The 19,782-nt window shown below is 70.4% G+C and carries 18 protein-coding genes; 17 read left to right on the forward strand and 1 reads right to left on the reverse strand.

From position 1 onward, the window contains the following. Position 1: 1 nt before the first annotated feature. From uvrA to hisE, 17 genes are all read left to right on the forward strand, one after another. A complete protein-coding gene (gene uvrA, locus OR600_RS03990; RefSeq protein ID WP_135977647.1) occupies positions 2-2,896 on the forward strand; it encodes an excinuclease ABC subunit UvrA in 2,895 nt (964 codons plus the stop codon). 48 nt (positions 2,897-2,944) lie between these two features. Further along, complete coding sequence (ybaK, locus tag OR600_RS03995; RefSeq protein ID WP_135977646.1) at positions 2,945-3,454, forward strand: Cys-tRNA(Pro) deacylase; 510 nt, start codon at positions 2,945-2,947, stop codon at positions 3,452-3,454. Position 3,455: 1 nt separating this feature from the next. Beyond that, positions 3,456-5,612 carry a murein biosynthesis integral membrane protein MurJ gene (murJ, locus tag OR600_RS04000; protein ID WP_265590709.1) on the forward strand — a complete coding sequence of 719 codons (2,157 nt, stop codon included), beginning with the start codon at positions 3,456-3,458 and terminating at the stop codon, positions 5,610-5,612. Positions 5,613-5,782: 170 nt separating this feature from the next. Next, positions 5,783-7,018 (forward strand): ABC transporter substrate-binding protein, encoded by a 1,236-nt coding sequence (locus tag OR600_RS04005; protein ID WP_135977645.1) that lies wholly within the window; start codon positions 5,783-5,785, stop codon positions 7,016-7,018. A gap of 123 nt (positions 7,019-7,141) precedes the next feature. Beyond that, on the forward strand, positions 7,142-8,026 hold the full coding sequence (locus OR600_RS04010; protein WP_265590710.1) for a branched-chain amino acid ABC transporter permease: 885 nt from the start codon (positions 7,142-7,144) through the stop codon (positions 8,024-8,026). A 9-nt stretch (positions 8,027-8,035) separates the two neighbouring features. Then, positions 8,036-9,172 carry a branched-chain amino acid ABC transporter permease gene (locus OR600_RS04015; protein WP_135977643.1) on the forward strand — a complete coding sequence of 379 codons (1,137 nt, stop codon included), beginning with the start codon at positions 8,036-8,038 and terminating at the stop codon, positions 9,170-9,172. Positions 9,173-9,299: 127 nt separating this feature from the next. After that, positions 9,300-10,124 (forward strand): ABC transporter ATP-binding protein, encoded by an 825-nt coding sequence (locus OR600_RS04020; protein ID WP_135977792.1) that lies wholly within the window; start codon positions 9,300-9,302, stop codon positions 10,122-10,124. A 4-nt stretch (positions 10,125-10,128) separates the two neighbouring features. Further along, positions 10,129-10,836 (forward strand): ABC transporter ATP-binding protein, encoded by a 708-nt coding sequence (locus OR600_RS04025; RefSeq protein ID WP_265590711.1) that lies wholly within the window; start codon positions 10,129-10,131, stop codon positions 10,834-10,836. 113 nt (positions 10,837-10,949) lie between these two features. Further along, a complete protein-coding gene (gene hisG / locus OR600_RS04030; RefSeq protein ID WP_251164259.1) occupies positions 10,950-12,581 on the forward strand; it encodes an ATP phosphoribosyltransferase in 1,632 nt (543 codons plus the stop codon). Positions 12,582-12,586: 5 nt separating this feature from the next. Further along, positions 12,587-13,987 carry a histidinol dehydrogenase gene (hisD, locus tag OR600_RS04035; protein ID WP_251173616.1) on the forward strand — a complete coding sequence of 467 codons (1,401 nt, stop codon included), beginning with the start codon at positions 12,587-12,589 and terminating at the stop codon, positions 13,985-13,987. A 1-nt stretch (position 13,988) separates the two neighbouring features. Then, positions 13,989-15,083, forward strand: coding sequence for a histidinol-phosphate transaminase (gene hisC / locus OR600_RS04040; RefSeq protein ID WP_251164267.1), 1,095 nt, complete (start codon positions 13,989-13,991; stop codon positions 15,081-15,083). Positions 15,084-15,091: 8 nt separating this feature from the next. Beyond that, positions 15,092-15,676: an imidazoleglycerol-phosphate dehydratase HisB gene (gene hisB / locus OR600_RS04045; protein ID WP_135977639.1), complete on the forward strand. Its 585-nt coding sequence runs from the start codon at positions 15,092-15,094 to the stop codon at positions 15,674-15,676. Beyond that, a complete protein-coding gene (hisH, locus tag OR600_RS04050; protein ID WP_135977638.1) occupies positions 15,676-16,320 on the forward strand; it encodes an imidazole glycerol phosphate synthase subunit HisH in 645 nt (214 codons plus the stop codon). Before hisB ends, hisH begins: the two co-directional genes overlap by 1 nt. Beyond that, the gene (locus OR600_RS04055) at positions 16,317-17,057 is read left to right on the forward strand and encodes a 1-(5-phosphoribosyl)-5-[(5-phosphoribosylamino)methylideneamino]imidazole-4-carboxamide isomerase (RefSeq protein WP_135977637.1); all 741 of its coding nucleotides are present in this window, start codon (positions 16,317-16,319) and stop codon (positions 17,055-17,057) included. Before hisH ends, OR600_RS04055 begins: the two co-directional genes overlap by 4 nt. 2 nt (positions 17,058-17,059) lie before the next feature. Next, positions 17,060-17,824: an imidazole glycerol phosphate synthase subunit HisF gene (hisF, locus tag OR600_RS04060; protein WP_135977636.1), complete on the forward strand. Its 765-nt coding sequence runs from the start codon at positions 17,060-17,062 to the stop codon at positions 17,822-17,824. 64 nt (positions 17,825-17,888) lie between these two features. Continuing rightward, positions 17,889-18,275, forward strand: coding sequence for a phosphoribosyl-AMP cyclohydrolase (gene hisI, locus OR600_RS04065; protein ID WP_204406597.1), 387 nt, complete (start codon positions 17,889-17,891; stop codon positions 18,273-18,275). Between the two features lie 2 nt (positions 18,276-18,277). Next, positions 18,278-18,595, forward strand: a complete 318-nt coding sequence (gene hisE, locus OR600_RS04070; RefSeq protein ID WP_135977635.1) for a phosphoribosyl-ATP diphosphatase — start codon at positions 18,278-18,280, stop codon at positions 18,593-18,595. Between the two features lie 68 nt (positions 18,596-18,663). Here hisE and OR600_RS04075 read toward each other — a convergent pair whose 3' ends face one another. Next, positions 18,664-19,473, reverse strand: coding sequence for a PHP domain-containing protein (locus OR600_RS04075; RefSeq protein WP_265590712.1), 810 nt, complete (start codon positions 19,471-19,473; stop codon positions 18,664-18,666). Positions 19,474-19,782 lie beyond the last annotated feature (309 nt).

The following is a 19,782-nucleotide window of genomic DNA, read 5'->3' on the forward strand; positions in this document are numbered from 1 at the left end:
AGTGGCATCCAACGCGATCGTCATCCGCGGTGCTCGGGAGCACAACCTGAGAGACATCGACGTCACCATCCCGCGCAACGAGCTCGTGGTCATCACGGGCCTCTCCGGCTCGGGGAAGAGCTCCTTGGCCTTCGACACGATCTACGCCGAGGGCCAGCGGCGCTACGTGGAGAGCCTGTCCAGCTACGCCCGCATGTTCCTCGGACAGATGGACAAGCCCGACCTCGACTCCATCGACGGCCTGTCGCCGGCCGTCTCCATCGACCAGAAGACCACCTCCAAGAACCCCCGGTCCACCGTGGGCACGGTCACGGAGATCTACGACTACCTCAGGCTCCTGTTCGCCCGGGTGGGTACGGCCCACTGCCCGGAGTGCGGGCGCGTCATCGAGCGGCAGACCACCGACCAGGTGGTGGACAAGGTCATCGAGGCGGCCGACGGCCGCCGGGCCTTCGTCCTTGCCCCCGTGGTCCTCGGCCGCAAGGGCGAGTTCGCCAAGCTCTTCGCCGACCTGCTCAAGGAGGGCTTCTCCCGGGTGCGCGTGGACGGCGAGGTCATGGAGCTCGAGGACGGCATCAAGCTCGACAAGAAGTACAAGCACACCGTCGAGGTGGTGGTCGACCGTGTGGTGGTGAGGCCCTCCTCGCGCAGCCGCATCGCCGAGGCCGTGGAGCAGGCCTGCCGCATCGCCTCCGACAAGGTGGGCGTCTACGTGCTCGCCCCCCGGGAGGCCGGCCCCGACGCCCAGGGGGAGCTGCTCCAGTACTCCCTGGCCCTCTCGTGCCCGGTCCACGGCCATTCCATCGACGACCTCCAGCCCCGGGATTTCTCGTTCAACGCCCCCTATGGCGCCTGCCCCGACTGCGACGGCCTGGGCATGCGCCGGGTTGTTGATGCCGAGGCCCTGGTGGAGAACCCCGACGCCGCCGTGGACGACGGGGTCTTCGGGAGCTTCTTCGGGCGCTCCAACTACTACCCCCAGATCTTCCGCGCCGTGGTGGTCCATTTCGGCGTGGACCCCGCCACCCCGTGGAAGGACCTCCCGGCCAAGGTGCGCCGGGCGCTGCTCGACGGCCTTGGGTCCACCAAGGTGCGGGTGGACTACCATACCCGCGACGGCCGCGACACCCACTGGCTCACCACCTTCTCCGGCGTGCGGTCGGTGCTCTTCGAGAAGTACACCGACTCCTCCAACGACAAGGTGAAGGCGCGGCTCGAGAGGTACATCCGCGAGGAGCCCTGCTCCACCTGCGGGGGCGCCCGGCTCAAGCCCGAGTTCCTCGCCGTGACCGTGGGCGGGAAGTCCATCTGGGACGTCTGCTCAATGAGCTGCCGCGACTCCTTGGAGTTCTTCCGGAGCCTCCAGCTCGACGAGCGCCAGGAGTTCATCGGAGGCCGCGTGGTGCGCGAGATCGTGGAGCGCCTGCGGTTCCTGGTGGACGTGGGCCTCGACTACCTCACCCTGGCCCGGGCCAGCGCCACGCTGTCGGGCGGCGAGGCCCAGCGCATCCGGCTGGCGACTCAGATCGGCGCCGGTCTCATGGGCGTGCTCTACATCCTCGACGAGCCTTCCATCGGTCTCCACCAGCGCGACAACGACCGCCTCATCCACACCCTCGAGCGCCTGCGCGACCAGGGCAACACCGTCATCGTGGTGGAGCACGACGAGGACACCATCCGCGCGGCCGACTACGTGGTGGACATGGGCCCCGGCGCCGGGGAGCTCGGCGGCGAGGTCGTGTGCGCCGGCACGCCGGCCGAGGTCATGGCCTGCCCCGACTCCCTCACGGGCGCCTACCTGTCGGGCCGCCGCATCATCGCGCTGCCCGAGGCCCGCCGCGACCCGGGTCGGGGCGCCCTCACCATCACGGGCGCCCGCCACAACAACCTCAAGGACGTCACCTGCTCCGTGGAGTTCGGCACGCTCACCGTGGTCACGGGTGTCTCGGGCTCGGGCAAGTCATCCCTGGTCACCGACACCCTCGCCCCGGCCCTCACCAACGCCGTGCACCGGTCCCAGCGCCCTGTGGGCGAGTACGGCACCCTCGAGGGCGTGGAGGCCATCGACAAGGTCATAGACATCGACCAGGCCCCCATCGGCCGCACACCCCGCTCCAACCCGGCCACCTACATCGGCCTCTGGGACGACCTCAGGGCCCTCTTCGCCTCCACGCCGGAGAGCCGCCTGCGCGGCTACTCGCCGGGGCGCTTCTCCTTCAACGTGCCCGGCGGCCGCTGCGAGGCGTGCAAGGGCGACGGGCAGATAAAGATCGAGATGAACTTCCTGCCCGACGTCTACGTGCCCTGCGAGGTCTGCCACGGCAAGCGCTACAACCGCGAGACCCTCGAGGTCACCTACCACGACAAGACCATCAGCGACGTCCTCGACATGTCGGTGACCGAGGCCCTGGCGTTCTTCGGCGCCATCCCGCAGGTCCGCAACAAGCTCCAGACCCTCTACGACGTGGGCCTGGGCTACGTGCGCCTGGGGCAGCCCGCCACCACGCTGTCCGGCGGCGAGGCCCAGCGCGTCAAGCTCGCTAAGGAGCTCCACCGCCGCCAGACCGGCAAGACGTTCTACATCCTCGACGAGCCCACCACGGGCCTCTCGTTCGAGGACGTCCGCCAGCTCCTCGACGTCCTGCAGCGCCTCGTGGACGCCGGCAACACGGTGCTGGTGATCGAGCACAACCTCGACGTCATCAAGGTGGCCGACCGCATCATCGACCTCGGCCCCGATGGCGGGGACGGCGGCGGCACGGTCGTGGCCCAGGGCACCCCTGAGGAGGTCGCTCAGAACCCGGCGAGCGTCACCGGGCGCTTCCTCGCCCCCGTGCTCGAGCGGACCCGTCTCTTCGAGGCGGGGGAGGGCGCCTCGTTGGAGACGCCCCGTTAGGGGTACCCTCCGGAGTGCCTTGTGTGATCTCGGGGAGGGGGCGCCACCATGGCACGGCGCGAGAAGGGGCCGACCAAGACCAACGCCATGCGCGAGCTGGACTCCGCGGGCATCGCCTACGAGGCCCGCGAGTACGAGCACGGCGTCGGCGTCCCCGGCAGGCACCTGGGCGACTCCGTGGCCGCGGCGTTGGGGGAGGACCCCGACGCCTGTTTCAAGACGCTGGTCTGCGAGGAGCCGTCCGGCGGCCACGTGGTCTGCTGCGTGCCGGTGTCGTGCGAGGTGGACCTCAAGAAGGCCGCGGCGGCCGCGGGTGTCAAGCGCCTCGAGCTCGTGCCGGTGGCTTCCATCGAGCGCCTCACGGGCTATGTTCGTGGAGGGTGCTCCCCTGTGGGCATGAGGAGGCCGTTCCCCACTATCATCGATGAGGCGGCAACGCTCTTCGACTCCGTCGCGGTGTCGGGCGGCCGCCTGGGGCTGCAGCTCGTGCTCGACCCCACCGACCTCGTGGCCTTCACGGGGGCGCACCTGGCCGACATCACGCGTGAGGGGAACTGAGATGGCGCAACGTCGCCCGAGGCACATGGCGGCCCCCGGCCCACGGCCCGAGAGGCGCGCCGACCCCGGCCCCGGGACCGACCCGGGCTCGACCATGATGTTCGTCGCGGCCTTGGAGGCATCGCGCAAGACCCAGGCGACCGCCCCCACGCCCGACCCCCGCGCCGAGCGCGCCGATCGCTCGCGCCGCATCGCCTCCGGCGTCCCCGACCCCCTCGAGGCCGACGCCTTCATCCCCGCGGCGCCATCGGCGCCGGCGGCCTCGCCCTTCCTGCCTCAGCCCCACCGCCCCAAGGGGCCGGGCCACCTGCGGCGCACGGCGCCCGCCCCCGACACCACGGCCGCCTTTATGGAGGCCCTCGAGGAGGGCGGCCTCCACGGCAGGGCCTGCCGCCGTCATGGGCTGGCTCCCGGCGACACCGGCTCCGTGGACCTCACCCGGGATGCCGACGTCCTGGCCGGCGAGCCGCCCCTCGTGGGGGTGGAGCCGGGGGAGGTGCTGCCGGTGGCCTCCTTCGACGACGACCCGCTGGCCGCCGAGGCGGGGGAGGCCCGCGCCGCGGCGCGGGCCGACGTCGAGGCCTCCGTGGGCCGCAGCGCCGCCATGATGAGCCTGCTCGTCATCCTCAGCCGCATCACGGGGTTTCTCCGCACCTGGGGCCAGGGGGCCGCCATCGGCGGGGCCATGCTCGCCAGCTGCTACACCGTGGCCAACAACCTGCCAAACCAGCTCTACGAGCTTGTCATGGGCGGCATGCTCGTCACCGCCTTCCTTCCGGTCTACCTCTCGGTCAAGGAGGAGGGGGGCCGCGAGCGGGCGAGCGCCTACACGTCCAACCTCGTGACCATCGTGCTCGTGGTCATGGGGGCGGTGGCCCTGCTGGGTTTCGTGTTCGCGTCCCAGGTGGTGCTCACCCAGTCCTTCGGCGCCACCGAGGACTTCGACCACGGACTCGCCATCTACTTCTTCCGCTTCTTCGTGGTGGAGGTCGTGCTCTACGGCCTCTCCTCGGTGTTCTCCGGGGTGCTCAACGCCGAGCGCGACTACTTCTGGTCCACGGCGGCCCCGGTCTTCAACAACATCATCTGCACCGCGAGCTTCGCCGCGTACGCCCTGCTCGTGGGTACCGAGCCCGCGGCCGCCGTGCTGGCCCTGGCCGTGGGCAACCCCCTCGGCGTGGCGGTGCAGGTGCTCATGCAGATGCCCAGCCTGAGGCGCCACGGCATACGGCTGCGCCTCTCCGTCGACCTGCACGACCCTGCCCTCAGGGAGACCCTCTCCATCGGCGTGCCCTCCCTCGTTGTCATGGTGGTGAGCTTCGCCACCGTCTCGGTGCAGACGAGCTGCGTGCTCTCCGCCACGTCGTCCGGCGCCGCCGTGGCCTACTACGCCAGGCTCTGGTACACGCTGCCCTACGCCATCCTGGCGGTGCCGGTCACCACGGCCATGTTCACCGAGCTATCCCACGCCTATGCCGCCCGGGACATCCCCGGCTTCGTATCCGGCATCTCCTCGGGGTGCTCGCGCATCCTGTTCTTCCTCGTGCCCATGGCCGTCCTGCTTGTGGTGTTCTCGCCCCAGCTCTCCCAGCTCCTCAACGCCGGGTCGTTCACGGCCGAGGAGACGTCCATGATCGCCGGCTACCTCTCGGCCCTGGCCGTCTCGCTGCCATTCTACGGGGTCTGCACGTACCTGCAGAAGGTGTGCTCCTCCTGGCGCCGCATGCGCCTGTTCGCCGTGGCCAACGTCGTGGCCGGCGTGGTCCAGGTGGTCTTCTGCCTCGCCCTCACCCCGGTCTGGGGCTACGTGGTGCCCGGCCTCTCGTCGCTCTTCTTCTTCGTCGCCGTCGACGTGGTCACCTTCGTCCAGCTGCGCCGAGAGCTCGGCCCCATCGGCTTCAAGGCCCTCCTCGCCTGCGCCGTGCGCTCCCTGGCCCTGGGCCTCGCCGGCGGCGCCGCGGGGGCCCTCCTGGTGTGGGCGCTCACCGGCCCCGCCGGCCTCGGAGGCCCGGGCCTCGCCAAGGGCCTCCTGGTCTGTGTGGCGGCGGGCCTGCCGGCCCTCGCGGTCACCTTCGGCGGTGCCATGGCGCTTCGCCTCCCCGAGGCGTCCTTCCTCCGGTCCATGGTGGGCAGGGTGGCCTCGCGCAGGGCTGCCTAGGCCGTCGCGGCCCCCAAAGTGAAAACCTTGTTTCAGCTGGTTTTGCATTCTGCTAACGAGCCGACCGCTCATGGGCCGTTCGCTACCATCTGTCCAAGGTATCAGCGCGTTCGCCGATGCGACGTGGTTCTCGACGTCGTCGGCTCTCGCACTACGCAAGGGGGATAGCCATGAAGTTCTCCAACGTCTCGCGTCGTGGGTTCGTCCAGGCCATGGGTGTGGCCGGTGCCGCCGGCGCGGTGGCCCTCACCGGATGCGGCAACTCCGCCTCCGGAGGCGGGGCGGGCGCCGGCTCCGACGGCGGCAAGTTCAAGCTGGGCGGCATCGGCCCCGTTACCGGCCCCACCGCCATTTACGGCAACGCCTGCAAGAACGCGGCCCAGATCGCCGTTGACGAGATCGACGCCTCGGACTCCACGTTCAAGTTCGACTACCGCTTCGAGGACGACGAGAACAACGCCGAGAAGTCGGTCAACGCCTTCAACACCCTCAAGGACTGGGGCATGCAGATGCTCATGGGCACCACCACCACGGCCCCGTGCATCGCGGTGTCCAAGGAGGCCAACGCTGACAACATCTTCGAGCTGACGCCCTCGGCCTCCTCCACCGACGTCATCGGCGGCCAGGAGGATGCGAGCGGCAACATCTCCGAGACGCGCAAGCCCAACGTCTTCCAGATGTGCTTCACCGACCCCAACCAGGGCGTCGCGTCGGCCAAGTACATCTCCGAGCAGAAGCTCGGCACCAAGGTGGGCATCATCTACGACAGCTCCGACGCCTATTCCACCGGCATCGACCAGAAGTTCCTCGCCGAGGCCAAGCAGGTGAGCCTCGAGGTGGTAGCCAACGAGGCCTTCACCGCCGACAGCGCCACCGACTTCTCCACGCAGCTCAACAACTGCAAGAATGCCGGCGCAGACATTCTCTTCCTCCCCATCTACTACACCCCGGCCTCCATCATCCTCAAGCAGGCCAACGACATGGGCTACAAGCCCAAGTTCTTCGGTGTCGACGGCATGGACGGCATTTTGACCCTCGCGGGCTTCGACGAGTCCCTCGCCGAGGGCGTCATGCTGCTCACCCCCTTCAACGCCGACGCCACCGACGAGAAGACCCAGGCCTTCGTGAAGTCGTACAAGGACAAGTTCGGTGAGATCCCCAACCAGTTCGCCGCCGACGCCTACGACTGCGTCTACGCCCTGCAGGCGGCCCTCGAAAAGGGCGGTTGCACGCCCGACATGAGCGCCTCCGACGTCTGCGACAAGCTCGTGGAGGTCTTTACCTCCGGCGACTTCACCTTCGACGGCCTTACCGGCGAGACCATGGCCTGGTCCGACACGGGCGAGGTCTCCAAGGAGCCCAAGGGCATGGTCATCCAGGGCGGCCAGTACGTTGGCATGGAGTAGCACTGCCCAATGTAAGTGCTGCGTAACAAGAAAGCTGTGACACCGCGGGGGTCACCTATATTCAGGTGACCCCCGCACCTAGGCGCGGGGAGCCTGTCAATCCCAACCAGGAGGGGAGGCGCTTTGGAGTTTTTGACCAACCTGATCAACGGCGTCAGCCTGGGCAGCGTGTACGCGATCATCGCCCTTGGCTACACTATGGTCTACGGCATCGCTAAAATGCTCAACTTCGCCCACGGCGACGTCATCATGGTGGGCGGCTACATCGCCTTCATCACGTTCAACACCCTTGGGCTCAACCCGCTTCTCGCCGTGCTCGCCGCCGTGGTGGTCTGCACGCTTTTGGGCATGGGCATCGAGCGCGTGGCCTACAAGCCCTTGCGCCAGTCGCCGAGCCTCACGGTGCTCATCACGGCCATCGGCGTGTCGTACCTGCTGCAGAACCTAGCGCTGCTCATCTGGGGCTCCAACCCCCGCGTCTTCGCGTCCGTGGTGGCGGGCTGGCCGCAGGTCGTGCTCTTCGACGGGCAGCTGACCATCTCGGCCGAGACCATCGTCACCATTGCGTGCTCCGTGGTCATCATGGTGGCCCTGGGCCTGTTCACCGCCAAGACCAAGATGGGCAAGGCCATGAGGGCCTGCTCCGAGGACCCCGGCGCGGCGCGGCTCATGGGCATCAACGTGGACAGCACCATCTCCACCACCTTTGCCATCGGCTCGGGGCTCGCCGCCGTGGCGGGCGTGCTGCTCTGCAGCTCCTACCCGGTGCTCCAGCCCACCACGGGTGCCATGCCCGGCATCAAGGCCTTCACGGCGGCCGTCTTCGGCGGCATCGGCTCCATCCCCGGCGCCGTGCTCGGCGGCCTGCTCTTGGGCATCATCGAGACCTTTGCCAAGGCCTATATCTCCACCCAGCTGTCAGACGCCGTGGTGTTTGCCGTGCTCATCATCGTCTTGCTGATCAAGCCCTCCGGCCTGCTCGGCAAGTACGTTCCCGAGAAGGTTTAGGAGGAGGCCATGGCATCTAAGACGACCGTTTCGGCCCAGGCCCCCACGTTCGCAGCGCGCCTCTCTGAGGCCGTACGAGGGGCCTTCGGCACCTACGCCCTTGTGGTCATCGCCTTCCTGATCGTCCAGGGCCTGATTGCCACGGGCTCCATCACGAGCGCCCTCCAGGGCCAGCTCGTGCCCATCTGCGTCTACATCTGCGCCGCCGTGTCGCTCAACCTCGTGGTGGGTATCTCCGGCGAACTCTCCTTGGGCCATGCCGGCTTCATGAGCGTGGGCGCTTTCACCGGCGTCGTCATGGCCTCGCTTCTGGCCGACGTCATCCCCAACGATGCCCTGCGCCTTTTGGTGTCGGTTGCCACCGGCGGCTGCTTCGGCGCCCTTGCCGGCTTTTTGGTGGGCGTGCCCGTCATGCGCCTGTCCGGCGACTACCTCGCCATCGTGACCTTGGCGTTCGGCGAGATCATCAAGAACATCGTCAACAACCTCTATGTGGGCCGCGATGCCGCGGGCCTCCACATGTCGCTCAGCTCGGTGGCCGACCTCGGCATGAACCACGGCGTCGTCATCATCAACGGCCCCCAGGGAGCCGTGGGCATCGACAAGCTCTCCACGTTCGCAGCCGGCTTCGTCCTTATTCTCGTCACGCTCTTCGTGGTGCTCAACCTCGTGCGCAGCAGAAGCGGCCGCGCCATCATGGCCGTGCGCGACAACCGCATCGCGGCCGAGTCGGTGGGCATCAATATCACCAAGTACCGCCTTATGGCCTTCGTCGTGGCCGCTGCCTTGGCCGGTATGGCGGGCACGCTCTATGCCATGAACTTCTCAAGCGTCGTCGCCGGCCGCTTCGACTACAACACGTCCATCCTCATCCTGGTGTACGTGGTGCTCGGCGGCATCGGCAACGTCCGTGGCTCCATCATTGCCGCGGCCATTCTCACGATCCTGCCCGAGTTCCTGCGCTTTATGGCCGACTACCGCATGCTCATCTACGCCGTCGTGCTCATCTGCGTGATGGTGCTGCCCAACATCCCTGCAGTACAGCGCGTGATGGAGGCGGTCAAGAGAAAGGTCCCGTGGCTCTCCGACAAGGACGCCATCGAGGACCCCGACATGGTCACGACGGGAGGCGACAGCCGTGGCTGATCCCAAGAAGACTTCTGCAGACCTCAAGGCCCGTGCTGCGCAGGGGTCCTACCGGGTGCAGGCCGCCCGCGCCAAGGGCGACGAGGCGCCCGTCAAGGCCCCCCAGTCTCCCAAGCGCGGCACGCGCATGGTGCCCCTACCTTCCGACGGCATCGTCCCCGAACGCGACGTGCATGCCACGCCGGTGCTCGAGTGCCGCCACCTTGGCATCGACTTCGGCGGCCTCCACGCCGTGGAGGACTTCAACCTCATCGTGGGCAAGACCGAGATCGCCGGCCTCATCGGCCCCAACGGCGCCGGCAAGACCACGGTGTTCAACCTGCTCACAAAGGTCTATCAGCCCACCCGCGGCACCATCCTGCTCGACGGGCACGACACTGCGGGCAAGAGCACGGCCAAGGTGAGCCAGATGGGCATCGCCCGCACGTTCCAGAACATCCGCCTGTTCTCGAGCCTCACGGTGGAGGAGAACGTCACCATCGGTCTGCACAACGCCATCGGGTGCGGCATGTGGAGCGGCATCTTCCGCCTGCCCCGCTACTGGGTGAGCGAGAAGGAGTTCCACGACCGCTCCTTGGAGCTGCTCGACGTCTTCGGCATGGCCGGCCTGGCCCACGTCCAGGCCGGCAACCTGCCCTACGGCGCCCAGCGGCGCCTCGAGATCGTGCGTGCGCTGGCCACGGGCCCCAAGTTGCTGCTCCTCGACGAGCCCGCGGCCGGCATGAATCCCAGCGAGACCACTGAGCTCATGGAGAACATCCGCAAGATTCGCGACCAGTTCCAGATCGCCGTGCTGCTCATCGAGCACGACATGGACCTGGTCATGGGCATCTGCGAGGGCATTGCCGTGCTCAACTTCGGCCGCATCATCGCCAAGGGAACTCCCGACCAGATCCAGGGCAACCCCCAGGTCGTCGAGGCGTACCTCGGCGCGTCCGCGAAGGAGGCGTAGGGCCATGGCGCTGCTCAAGGTTACCGACCTCAACGTGTACTACGGCAACATCCACGCCATCAAGGACGTCTCCTTCGAGGTCGAGGAGGGTGAGATCGTCACGCTCATCGGTGCCAACGGCGCTGGCAAGACCACCACGCTCAACACCGTGGCGGGCCTGCTCACCCCGCGCTCCGGTACCGTCGAGTTCAAAGGCGAGGAGCTCTCCCGCGTCCCGGCCCACCACACCGTGGGCCGCGGCATGGCCCTCTGCCCCGAGGGCAGGCGCGTGTTCCTCAACATGTCGGTGCGAGAGAACCTCGAGATGGGGGCCTTCACCCGCAGCGACTCCGAGGCCCGAGAGACCATCTCCACGGTCTTCGACCGCTTCCCGCGCCTCAAGGAGCGCGAGGGGCAGAGTGCGGGCACCCTTTCCGGCGGCGAGCAGCAGATGCTCGCCATGGGCCGGGCCATGATGAGCCGGCCCTCCCTGCTCATGCTCGACGAGCCGTCCATGGGCCTCGCTCCCATTCTCGTGGACGAGATCTTCGACATCGTCAAAGAGCTCCACGAGGCGGGGACCACCGTCCTTCTGGTGGAGCAGAACGCCGCCAAGGCCCTCTCCATCGCCGACCGCGCCTACGTGCTCGAGACCGGCAGGGTGTCCATGGCCGGCGACGCCGCCGACCTCGCCCACGACGACCGCGTGCGCAAGGCCTACCTGGGCGGCTGAGGCCGTTTCCGCCCGGTGCGGGGAGGGGCCGCCGTCCCTCCCCGTTGACTTTACTAGGGTAAAGTGCTTTACTCTGCTAAAGCATCCGCGACCCCGTCCCCGAGGAGGCGCCGATGATCCACGGCACCCCGCGCGGTTTCCGCGACATCCTGCCCGAGGAGGCCCTGGCCCGCGAGGCCCTGGCCGACACCGTGAGGCGCGTCTTCTCCGACCACGGCTACCTTCCCGTGGAGACGCCCCTGCTCGAGAGCCGCGAGGTCCTCGAGCGGGCCGGCCGCATCCGCGGCGTGCCGTTTCAGCTCATCGACGCCGACGACCGGCTCCTTATGCTGCGCCCCGACCTCACGCTGCCCATCGCCCGGCTCGTGGCCGGCCGGATGGGGGAGGGCGACCTCCCGGCGCGCCTGCGATACGCCGCCCCCGTGGTACGCGAGCAGCGCAGCCTTTCCGGCGAGGCGCGCCAGTTCACCCAGCTGGGCGTGGAGCTCGTGGGCGCCCCCGACGGCGAGGCCGAGGCGGAGGTCGTGGGCATCCTCATGGAGACCCTCGGGGCCGTGGGCCTCTCGGGTTGCACGGTCGTGTGCGGCTCGGTGCGCCCCCTTGCCGCGGCCATCGGGGCCGCCGGCGTCTCCCGCGCCGAGGCCGACAGGATCCTGGCCTTGGTGCACTCCTCCGACCTTGTGGGCCTCGACGCCTTCGTGGCCTCCCTGGACGTCCCCGGCCCCGCCGCCGCGGCGCTCCGCGGGCTGCCACGCTCCATGGGCGGGGTCGAGGCGCTCGACGCCGTGGACGCCCTGCTTGGCGCCGCCGGCGTGGCCGAGGCCGACCGCGGCACGGCGGAGCTCCGCGCCCTGGCCGGGGCCGTGGCGTCCGGGCCGGTGCCCCTGGCCTTTGACTTCTCCATCGCCAACTCGTTCGACTACTATACGGGCCTCGTGTTCAAGGCCTTCGCCCCCGGGTTCTCCTCGAGCGTGGCCTCCGGCGGCCGCTACGACGCCGTGCTGGCCAACCTGGACGTTCCGGCCGTGGGGGCCTGCGGCTTCGCCCTGTCCCTCGAGCGCCTCCAGGGCGCCCTCGACGTCCGCGACGGCGGGGGAGACGACCGTCCGCTGCGCGTCGCCGTGCCCAAGGGCTCGCTCTTCGGGCCCTGCGTGGACCTCCTCGAGGCCGCGGGCCTGCCCGTGGACGACCTGCGCGACCCCGGCCGGCGCCTCGTTGTGGCCGCCGGCGACGTGGAGTACGTGATCGTGCGCGCCACCGACGCCCCCGCCTTCGTGGCCTGGGGAGGCGCCGACTGCGGCGTGTGCGGCACCGACTCCCTGTTCGAGGCCGACCTCGACCTCGTGCAGCTGGAGGACCTGCGCTTCGGCGCCTGCCGCTTCGTCGTGGCCGAGCCCGCGGGCTCCGCGGGGGCCGCCGACGCCGCCTTCGCCCGGCGCGGCTCCTACCGGGTGGCCACCAAGTACCCCCGCGTCACCCAGGCGTACTTCGACTCCGTCGGCTGCCCCGTGGACATCCTCGCGCTCCACGGCAACATCGAGCTCGGGCCCATCGTGGGCATGGCCGACCGCATCGTGGACATCACCGCCACCGGCACCACCCTGCGCGAGAACGACCTCGTGGTGGTGGCCGACGACGTCATGGACTGCTCGGCCCGCTTCTTCGCGGGGCCGGCGGCCTTCCGCAGCGACGCACGGATCAGGGCGCTCGGGGCTAGGCTCCGGGACGCCGTCGAGAAAGGCTGACCCCCATGAGAAGGATCACGCTCGAGGGTGGCGCCACCCTCACGAACGACGACCTGCGCCGCTCCGGGGCGCTGCCCGCCGACGCCGTGGCGGCCGCCGAGGCCATCGTCGACGCGGTGCGTACCGGTGGCGATGAGGCCGTGCGCGGCTTCTGCCTCGAGTTCGACGGTGCGGCCCCACGCTCCTTCCGCGTGCCCGACGACGTCGTGGCCGCCTCCCTCTCCCAGGTGGACCCGCGGTTCCTCGCCGCCCTCGAGAGGGCCCACGACCAGATCGAGGACTTCCACCGCCGCGAGGTGCGCCAGTCGTGGTTCACGACCAAGCCCGACGGGACCCTCCTGGGCGTCAAGGTGTCGCCTTTGGTCTCCGTCGGCATCTACGTGCCCGGCGGCCGCGCCCAGTACCCCTCCACCGTGCTCATGAACGCCGTCCCCGCCAAGGTTGCGGGGGTGGGGAGGGTGGTCATGGTCACCCCGCCCCAGCGCGACGGCTCGCTCTCCGCCTACACCCTGGCGGCCGCGGTCGTGGCGGGCGTCGACGAGGTCTATGCCGTGGGCGGCGCCCAGGCCGTGGCCGCCCTCGCCTACGGCACCGAGACCATCCCCCGCGTCGACAAGGTCTGCGGCCCCGGCAACGCCTTCGTCGCCGCCGCCAAGCGCCGCGTCTCGGGCGACGTGGGCATCGACATGATCGCGGGCCCGTCGGAGGTGTGCGTGCTGGCCGACGACACGGCCAACCCCGCCGTGGTGGCCGCCGACCTCATGGCCCAGGCCGAGCACGACCCCTTGGCCGCGAGCTACCTCGTCACGACCTCCGCCGCCCTGGCCGACGCCGTGGAGGGCGCCCTCGACCTGCTCTGCGCCCAGTCGCCCCGCGCGGACGTCACCCGCGCCTCCCTCGACGGCCAGGGCGCCGTCGTGCTCTGCGACACGATGGACGCGGCCGTGGCGGCCGTGAACCGCATCGCCCCCGAGCACCTGGAGCTCTGCGTGGCCGACGCCGTCGCGCTCCTCGGCTCCATCCGCAGCGCCGGCGCCATCTTCGCCGGCCACTGGAGCTCGGAGCCTCTGGGCGACTACGTGGCGGGTCCCAACCACACGCTGCCCACCGGGGGCACGGCCGCCTTCTCGAACCCGCTCTCCGTGGACGACTTCACCACCTCCTCGAGCGTGGTCTGCTACTCGCCGGCCGGCATGGAGGCCGACGCCGACGCCACCCAGACCCTGGCCCAGGCCGAGGGCCTCTGGGCCCACGCGCTCTCCGTGGGCATGCGCCGCCGCCTGCGCGAGCGCGGCCCTGGGACCCCGTGGGAGGAGCTCTGCGAGGACGCCGCCGCGGCCGCCTGGCCCGAGACCCTCTCGGAGCCCGGCCGACCTGAGCTCGACTTCGAGACGGGCGGTGACTGACATGGGCCTCTCCGAGCGGGCCCGCGCCCTCGTGCGCCCGGAGGTGGCGGACCTCGAGCCCTACGACCCCGGGTTCGTGGAGTGCCGGGTCAACCTCTCGGCCAACGAGAGCACCTGGCCGCGCCCCCCGGCGCTCGAACGGGCCGTCCGCGAGGCCCTGGCGGCGACGCCCCTCAACCGCTACCCCGACCCCATGGCCAACGGCCTGCGCGACGCCCTTGCGGCGTGGCACGGCGTCGACCGCTCCCAGGTGGTGGTAGGCAACGGCGGGGACGAGCTGATCTTCGACCTGCTTCTGGCCTTCGGGGGGGCCGGCCGCACCGTGCTGGATATGCCCCCCACCTTCTCGGTCTACGACATCTACGGAAGGCTCGTGGGCTCCACGGTCGTGGCCGTGCCGCGCGACCCCGAGACGTTCGAACCCGCCTGGGACGAGGTCCTTGCCGCCGCGCGCACCGCGGACGTCGCCGTGCTGACCACGCCCAACAACCCCACGGGCAACACCGTGGCCCCGGACCGTGTGGAGGCCCTCTGCGAGGCCTGCCCCGGCGTCGTGCTGGTGGACGAGGCCTACGGCGAGTTCGCGCCGTCCATGGGGAGCGCGGCGGCGCTGCTCGACCGCCATCCCAACCTCTGCGTGCTCCACACGCTCTCCAAGGCCTTCGCCATGGCCGGCGCCCGCGTGGGCTACATCCTGGCCTCCCCGGAGCTTGTGGACGTCTTCGCCGCCGTGCGCCAGCCCTACACCGTGAACGTGCTGTCCCAGGCCGCCGCCACGGCTGTCGTGGAGGGGCGCGACCTCGCCCTGGCCGCGGTGGCCGACGTCGTGGCCGAGCGCACCCGCCTCACGGGGGGCCTGCGCGCCCTCGGCCTGCGCGTATGGGACTCCGAGGCCAATTTCGTGCTCGTGCGCGTGCCGGACGCCCATGCCGTGCGGCAGCGTCTCGCCCGGGACTTCTCCATCCTCGTGCGCGACCTCTCCTTTGCGCCGGGGCTCAGGGACTGCCTGCGCGTCACCGTTGGCACGCCCGAGGAGGACGACGCCGTCCTCGACGCCCTGCGCCGGATCCTCAGACCCGTCCCTTCCAGCTCCTAGGGGGAACCATGAGACGAGCCACCGTCACCCGCACCACCGGCGAGACCGACATCGCCGTCACCCTCGACCTCGACGGCACCGGCGTCGTGGACGTCCGCACCGGGGTGGGCTTCTTCGACCACATGCTCGACGCCTTCGGGCGCCACGGGCTCTTCGACCTCACGGTGCGCTGCGTGGGCGACCTCGACGTGGACGCCCACCACACCGTGGAGGACACCGGCATCGTGATCGGCGCGTGCATCCGCGAGGCGCTTGGCGACAAGGCCGGGGTCGCCCGGTTCTCCCAGTGCCTCGTGCCCATGGACGAGGCACTGGTCCTGGCCTGCGTGGACCTCTCGGGCCGCGGCGAGCTCTTCTGGGACGTCCCGATCCCCGTGCCCTCCATAGGCACCTTCGACTCGCAGCTGGCCCACGAGTTCTTCGCCGGCCTGGCCCGCGACGCCGGGGCCACGCTCCACATGCGCGAGCTTGCCGGCGAGAACGGCCACCACATCGTGGAGGCCGCCTTCAAGGCCGCCGGCCGGGCGCTGCGCTTTGCCTGCGGGCCCGACCCCCGCGTGACCGGGGTGCCCTCCACCAAGGGGACGCTCTGATGGCCGTCTGCGTGCTCGACTACCACAAGGGCAACCTCATGAGCGTGGCCCGCGCCCTCGACCGCTCCGGCGCCGACGTCGTGGTGAGCGACGACCCCGGGGTCGCGGCCGCCTCCGACGGCCTCGTCATCCCCGGCGTGGGTGCCTTCGCCGACGCCATGGGGTACATGGAGGCCTCCGGGCAGGCCGAGGCCGTGGCCCACGCCCGCGCCCGCGGCGTTCCCATCCTCGGTATCTGCCTCGGCATGCAGCTGTTCTGCTCCCGCGGCCGCGAGGGCGGCGAGGGCTGGCGGCCGGGCCTGGGCTTCCTTCCCGGAGGGTGCACGCGCTTGGAGTCCTCGCGCCTCAAGGTGCCCCACGTGGGGTGGGACGAGCTCGACCTCACGCCCCTCGGCCGCGCCTGCCCCCTGCTCGCCGGCGTGGGGGAGGGGTCGCACATGTACTTCACCCACTCGTACGCCCTGGACGACGGCTGCGACCCCGACGTGGTGTGCGCCAAGACCCACTACGCGCGTAGCTTCCCCTCGGTGGTCTGGAAGGGCAACGTCTTCGGCTGCCAGTTCCACCCCGAGAAGAGCTCCGGCGCCGGCCGTCCCATCCTCGAGAACTTCGTCGCCCTCGTGAAGGGGGGTCTGCCCCTATGATCGTCTACCCCGCCATCGACCTCGTCGCGGGCGACGTGGTGCGCCTGCGCCAGGGCGTCCGCAGCGAGATGGACGTGTACTCCTCCGATCCCGTGGCCCAGGCCGAGGCCTTCGCCGCCGCGGGCGCCGGGTGGGTCCACATGGTGGACCTCTCCCGCGCCTTCGGCGAGGACGAGGCGGCCTGCGCCGCCAACATGGACGCCATTCGCGCCGTCTGCGAGCGGGTCCCTGTGCGCGTGGACGCCGGCGGCGGCGTGCGCGGCCTCGCCGACGTCGAGCGCCTCCTGGACGCTGGCGTCTCCCGCGTGTCCATCGGCACGCCGCTGGTGCGCGACCCGGGCTTCGCGGCCGAGGCCGTGGCGCGCTTCGGCGACGCCGTGGCGGCCGACGTCGCGGCCAAGGGCGGCGCCGTGCGCGTGGACGGCTGGCGCGACGAGGCCCCCGTGTCCCTGGAGACCCTCCTCGCCTCCGTGGTCGGGATGGGCTTCTCGCACCTCGTGTACACCGACGTATCCCGCGACGGCATGCAGACGGGCGTGGACCCGGAGGCCTACCGCGCTGTCGCGGCCGCCTGCGGGTTTCCTGTCACGGCCTCGGGCGGCGTGACCACCGTGGAGGACGTCCGGAGGCTCGCGGCCCTCGGCGACGGCGTCGTCGAGGGGGTCGTCTGCGGGCGGGCCCTCTATGAGGGGACCCTCGACCTCGCCGAGGCGCTCGCCGCGGCGGGAGGGGAGTGACCATGCTCGCCAAACGCGTGATCCCGTGCCTCGACGTCAAGGACGGCCGGGTGGTCAAGGGCGTGAACTTCGTGTCCCTGCGCGACGCCGGCGACCCGGTGGAGCTCGCCTCCGCCTACGACGCCGCGGGCGCCGACGAGGTCGTGTTCCTCGACATCTGCGCCACGAGCGACGACCGCGCCACCACCGTGGGCATGGCCTCCGACGCCAGCCGGCGCCTGGGCATCCCCTACACCGTGGGCGGCGGTTTTCGCGACCTCGCGGCCATGCGGGCCATGGTGGCCGCGGGCGCCGACAAGGTCTCGGTCAACTCGGCCGCCGTGCGCGACCCGTCGCTCATCTCGGCCGCCGCGGCGGCCTTCGGGAGCCAGGCCGTGGTGTGCGCTGTGGACGCCCGCGCCACGGGCCCCAACCGCTGGGAGGTCTACACCGCCGGCGGGCGCACCGCCACGGGCATCGACGCCGTGGCCTGGTGCGAGGAGGCCGCCCGCCGTGGCGCCGGCGAGATCCTGCTCACCTCCATGGACCGGGACGGCACCAAGGAGGGCTTCGACCTCGCCCTCACCCGCGCCGTGGCCCGCGCCGTGCCCGTCCCCGTCATCGCCTCGGGCGGCGTGGGGAACCTCGAGCACTTCGCCGAGGGCGTCCTCGAGGGGGAGGCAGACGCCGTGCTCGCGGCGAGCGTCTTCCACTTCGGGACCTTCTCGGTGAGGCAGGTCAAGGAGTACATGGCGAGCCAGGGCATCCCGGTGCGGCTGGACTTCTAGGCCGCGGCCGCGCGTCGTGCGGCGCTATGCTTCTCGGAACGAACACGCGTAGGGGAGGAGACCCATGGACCGTGCCCAGGGTGACGCCGACGGCGTCGTGGAGATAGACGAGGCCACCGTGCGCCTCGACGGGGACGGGCTCGTGCCCGCCGTCGTGCAGCAGGCCGGCACCGGAGAGGTGCTCATGGTGGCGTGGATGAACGAGCGCTCCCTCGAGCTCACCCGCGAGACGGGGACCACGTGGTTCTGGTCGCGCTCCCGCCGGGAGCTCTGGAACAAGGGGGCCACGAGCGGCAACGTGCAGACCGTGCGGCGCATCCTGGTGGACTGCGACGGCGACACCCTCCTCGTGGAGGTGGACTCGCCCGGCCCCGCCTGCCACACCGGCAACCGCTCCTGCTTCTTCCGGCAGCTCTCGCCCACGGCCGCCGTCGACTTCGAGGAGGCCTAGCCATGGGGGAGAGGACCGCCAACGTGGAGCCGAGGCCCGTCGGGCCCGTGCTCGAGGAGCTCGCCGCCACCATCGCGGGGCGCTGGGACGCCGACCCCGAGGCCTCCTACACCGTGCGTCTGCTCAAGGGGCCCGAGGACCGCGTGCTCAAGAAGGTGTGCGAGGAGGCGGTGGAGGTGGCGCTGGCGTCCAAGGACGGCGACCACGACCACGTCCGCTACGAGGCGGCCGACCTCGTCTACCACCTCATGGTCTGCCTGGAGCGCCAGGGCGTCTCGCTCGAGGAGCTGGCGGGGGAGCTGGCGGCGCGCTTCAAATAGCCGTCGCGCGGGGGGGGGGGCGTCCCTGCCGTTGTGGCGGGCTGTCACCCCATGGCGCCCCTGGGGCCCTACAGCGGGACGCTCCGCCAACCGTCCCTCCCCGGCACCTCCTGGGCCCGCACACCGTGCCACCAGGCGTAGGCGTGGGCCCGTTCGAGGCCCCAGGCCACGTCCTCGGCCCGGTGGGCGTCGCTGCCAAAGGTCATCGGCACCCCGGCGCGCACGAACGCGTCCAGCAGCGCCCCGCACGGGTAGAACGCGCCCACGCCCTTGCGCAGGCCCGCCGTGGAGACCTCGACGCGCCGCCCGGTGTCGTGGGCGCACTCGGCCATGGCCGAGAAGGTCGCCGAGAGGTCCATGGTGGGGGCTAGCCCCTCGTTCGAAAACCGGAACGGCAGGTCCGGGTGGGCCATGACGTCGAACCCCGCCGGGCTCTCGCACGCGGCGCACCAGGCGGCCGCGTAGCGGCGCCAGACCTCGTCGGGCCCCAGTTCCTCCCAGATGTGCAGGTCGTCCGGGTCGTCGATCCACGCGCCGCCCTCCTGGGGGCCTATCCAGTGCACCGAGCCCAGGAGCAGCGCCGCGCCGCGGGACCAGCGCGCCACGTTCCCCTCGCACCCCGGGTACCAGTCGCACTCGAAGCCCAGGAGCACCTCCACCGGGGAACCCTCCGCCGCCGCGGCGACCTCGACCGCGAGGGTGGGGAGGTCTGCCTCGGCCACGGAGCACCCGCATGCGGGGTCCATGGCCGCCGGCAGCGTGAGGTGGTCGGTCACGGCCAGGACGTCTACGCCCGCTGCCCGCGCCGCGGCAGCCATGGCGGCGGCGTCGCAGGTGCCGTCGGATCGACTTGTGTGCGTATGAAGGTCGGCGAGCATGGCCCCCCCGGTCCCGGAATCGGCATTGACAGGTCGTACTTCTTATGCATCTACATCGGTAGATAGATTTCACCGCAAAAGCGGGGGACAGCCTCCCAACGGACAATACGATGCGTTTTCCTGCGCCCGGCATGTCCCCGTGGGCGAGTAGGCATGTTTTATTCCGCCTATGGCTTGGCAGGGCCTTCCCGGTCGTGAGGGGCCGTTCGCCGACAATAATATCAGCTGTAAGAGCGCGGAATCGCAGCCGACCTATCATGAAAACCGGCTTAAAAAGGGCGGGATACCGCCAGAGAAGACAGGAGATAC

Origin of the sequence: Granulimonas faecalis (genome assembly GCF_022834715.1) — a bacterium.
In the GTDB taxonomy this organism is placed as follows: domain Bacteria; phylum Actinomycetota; class Coriobacteriia; order Coriobacteriales; family Atopobiaceae; genus Granulimonas; species Granulimonas faecalis.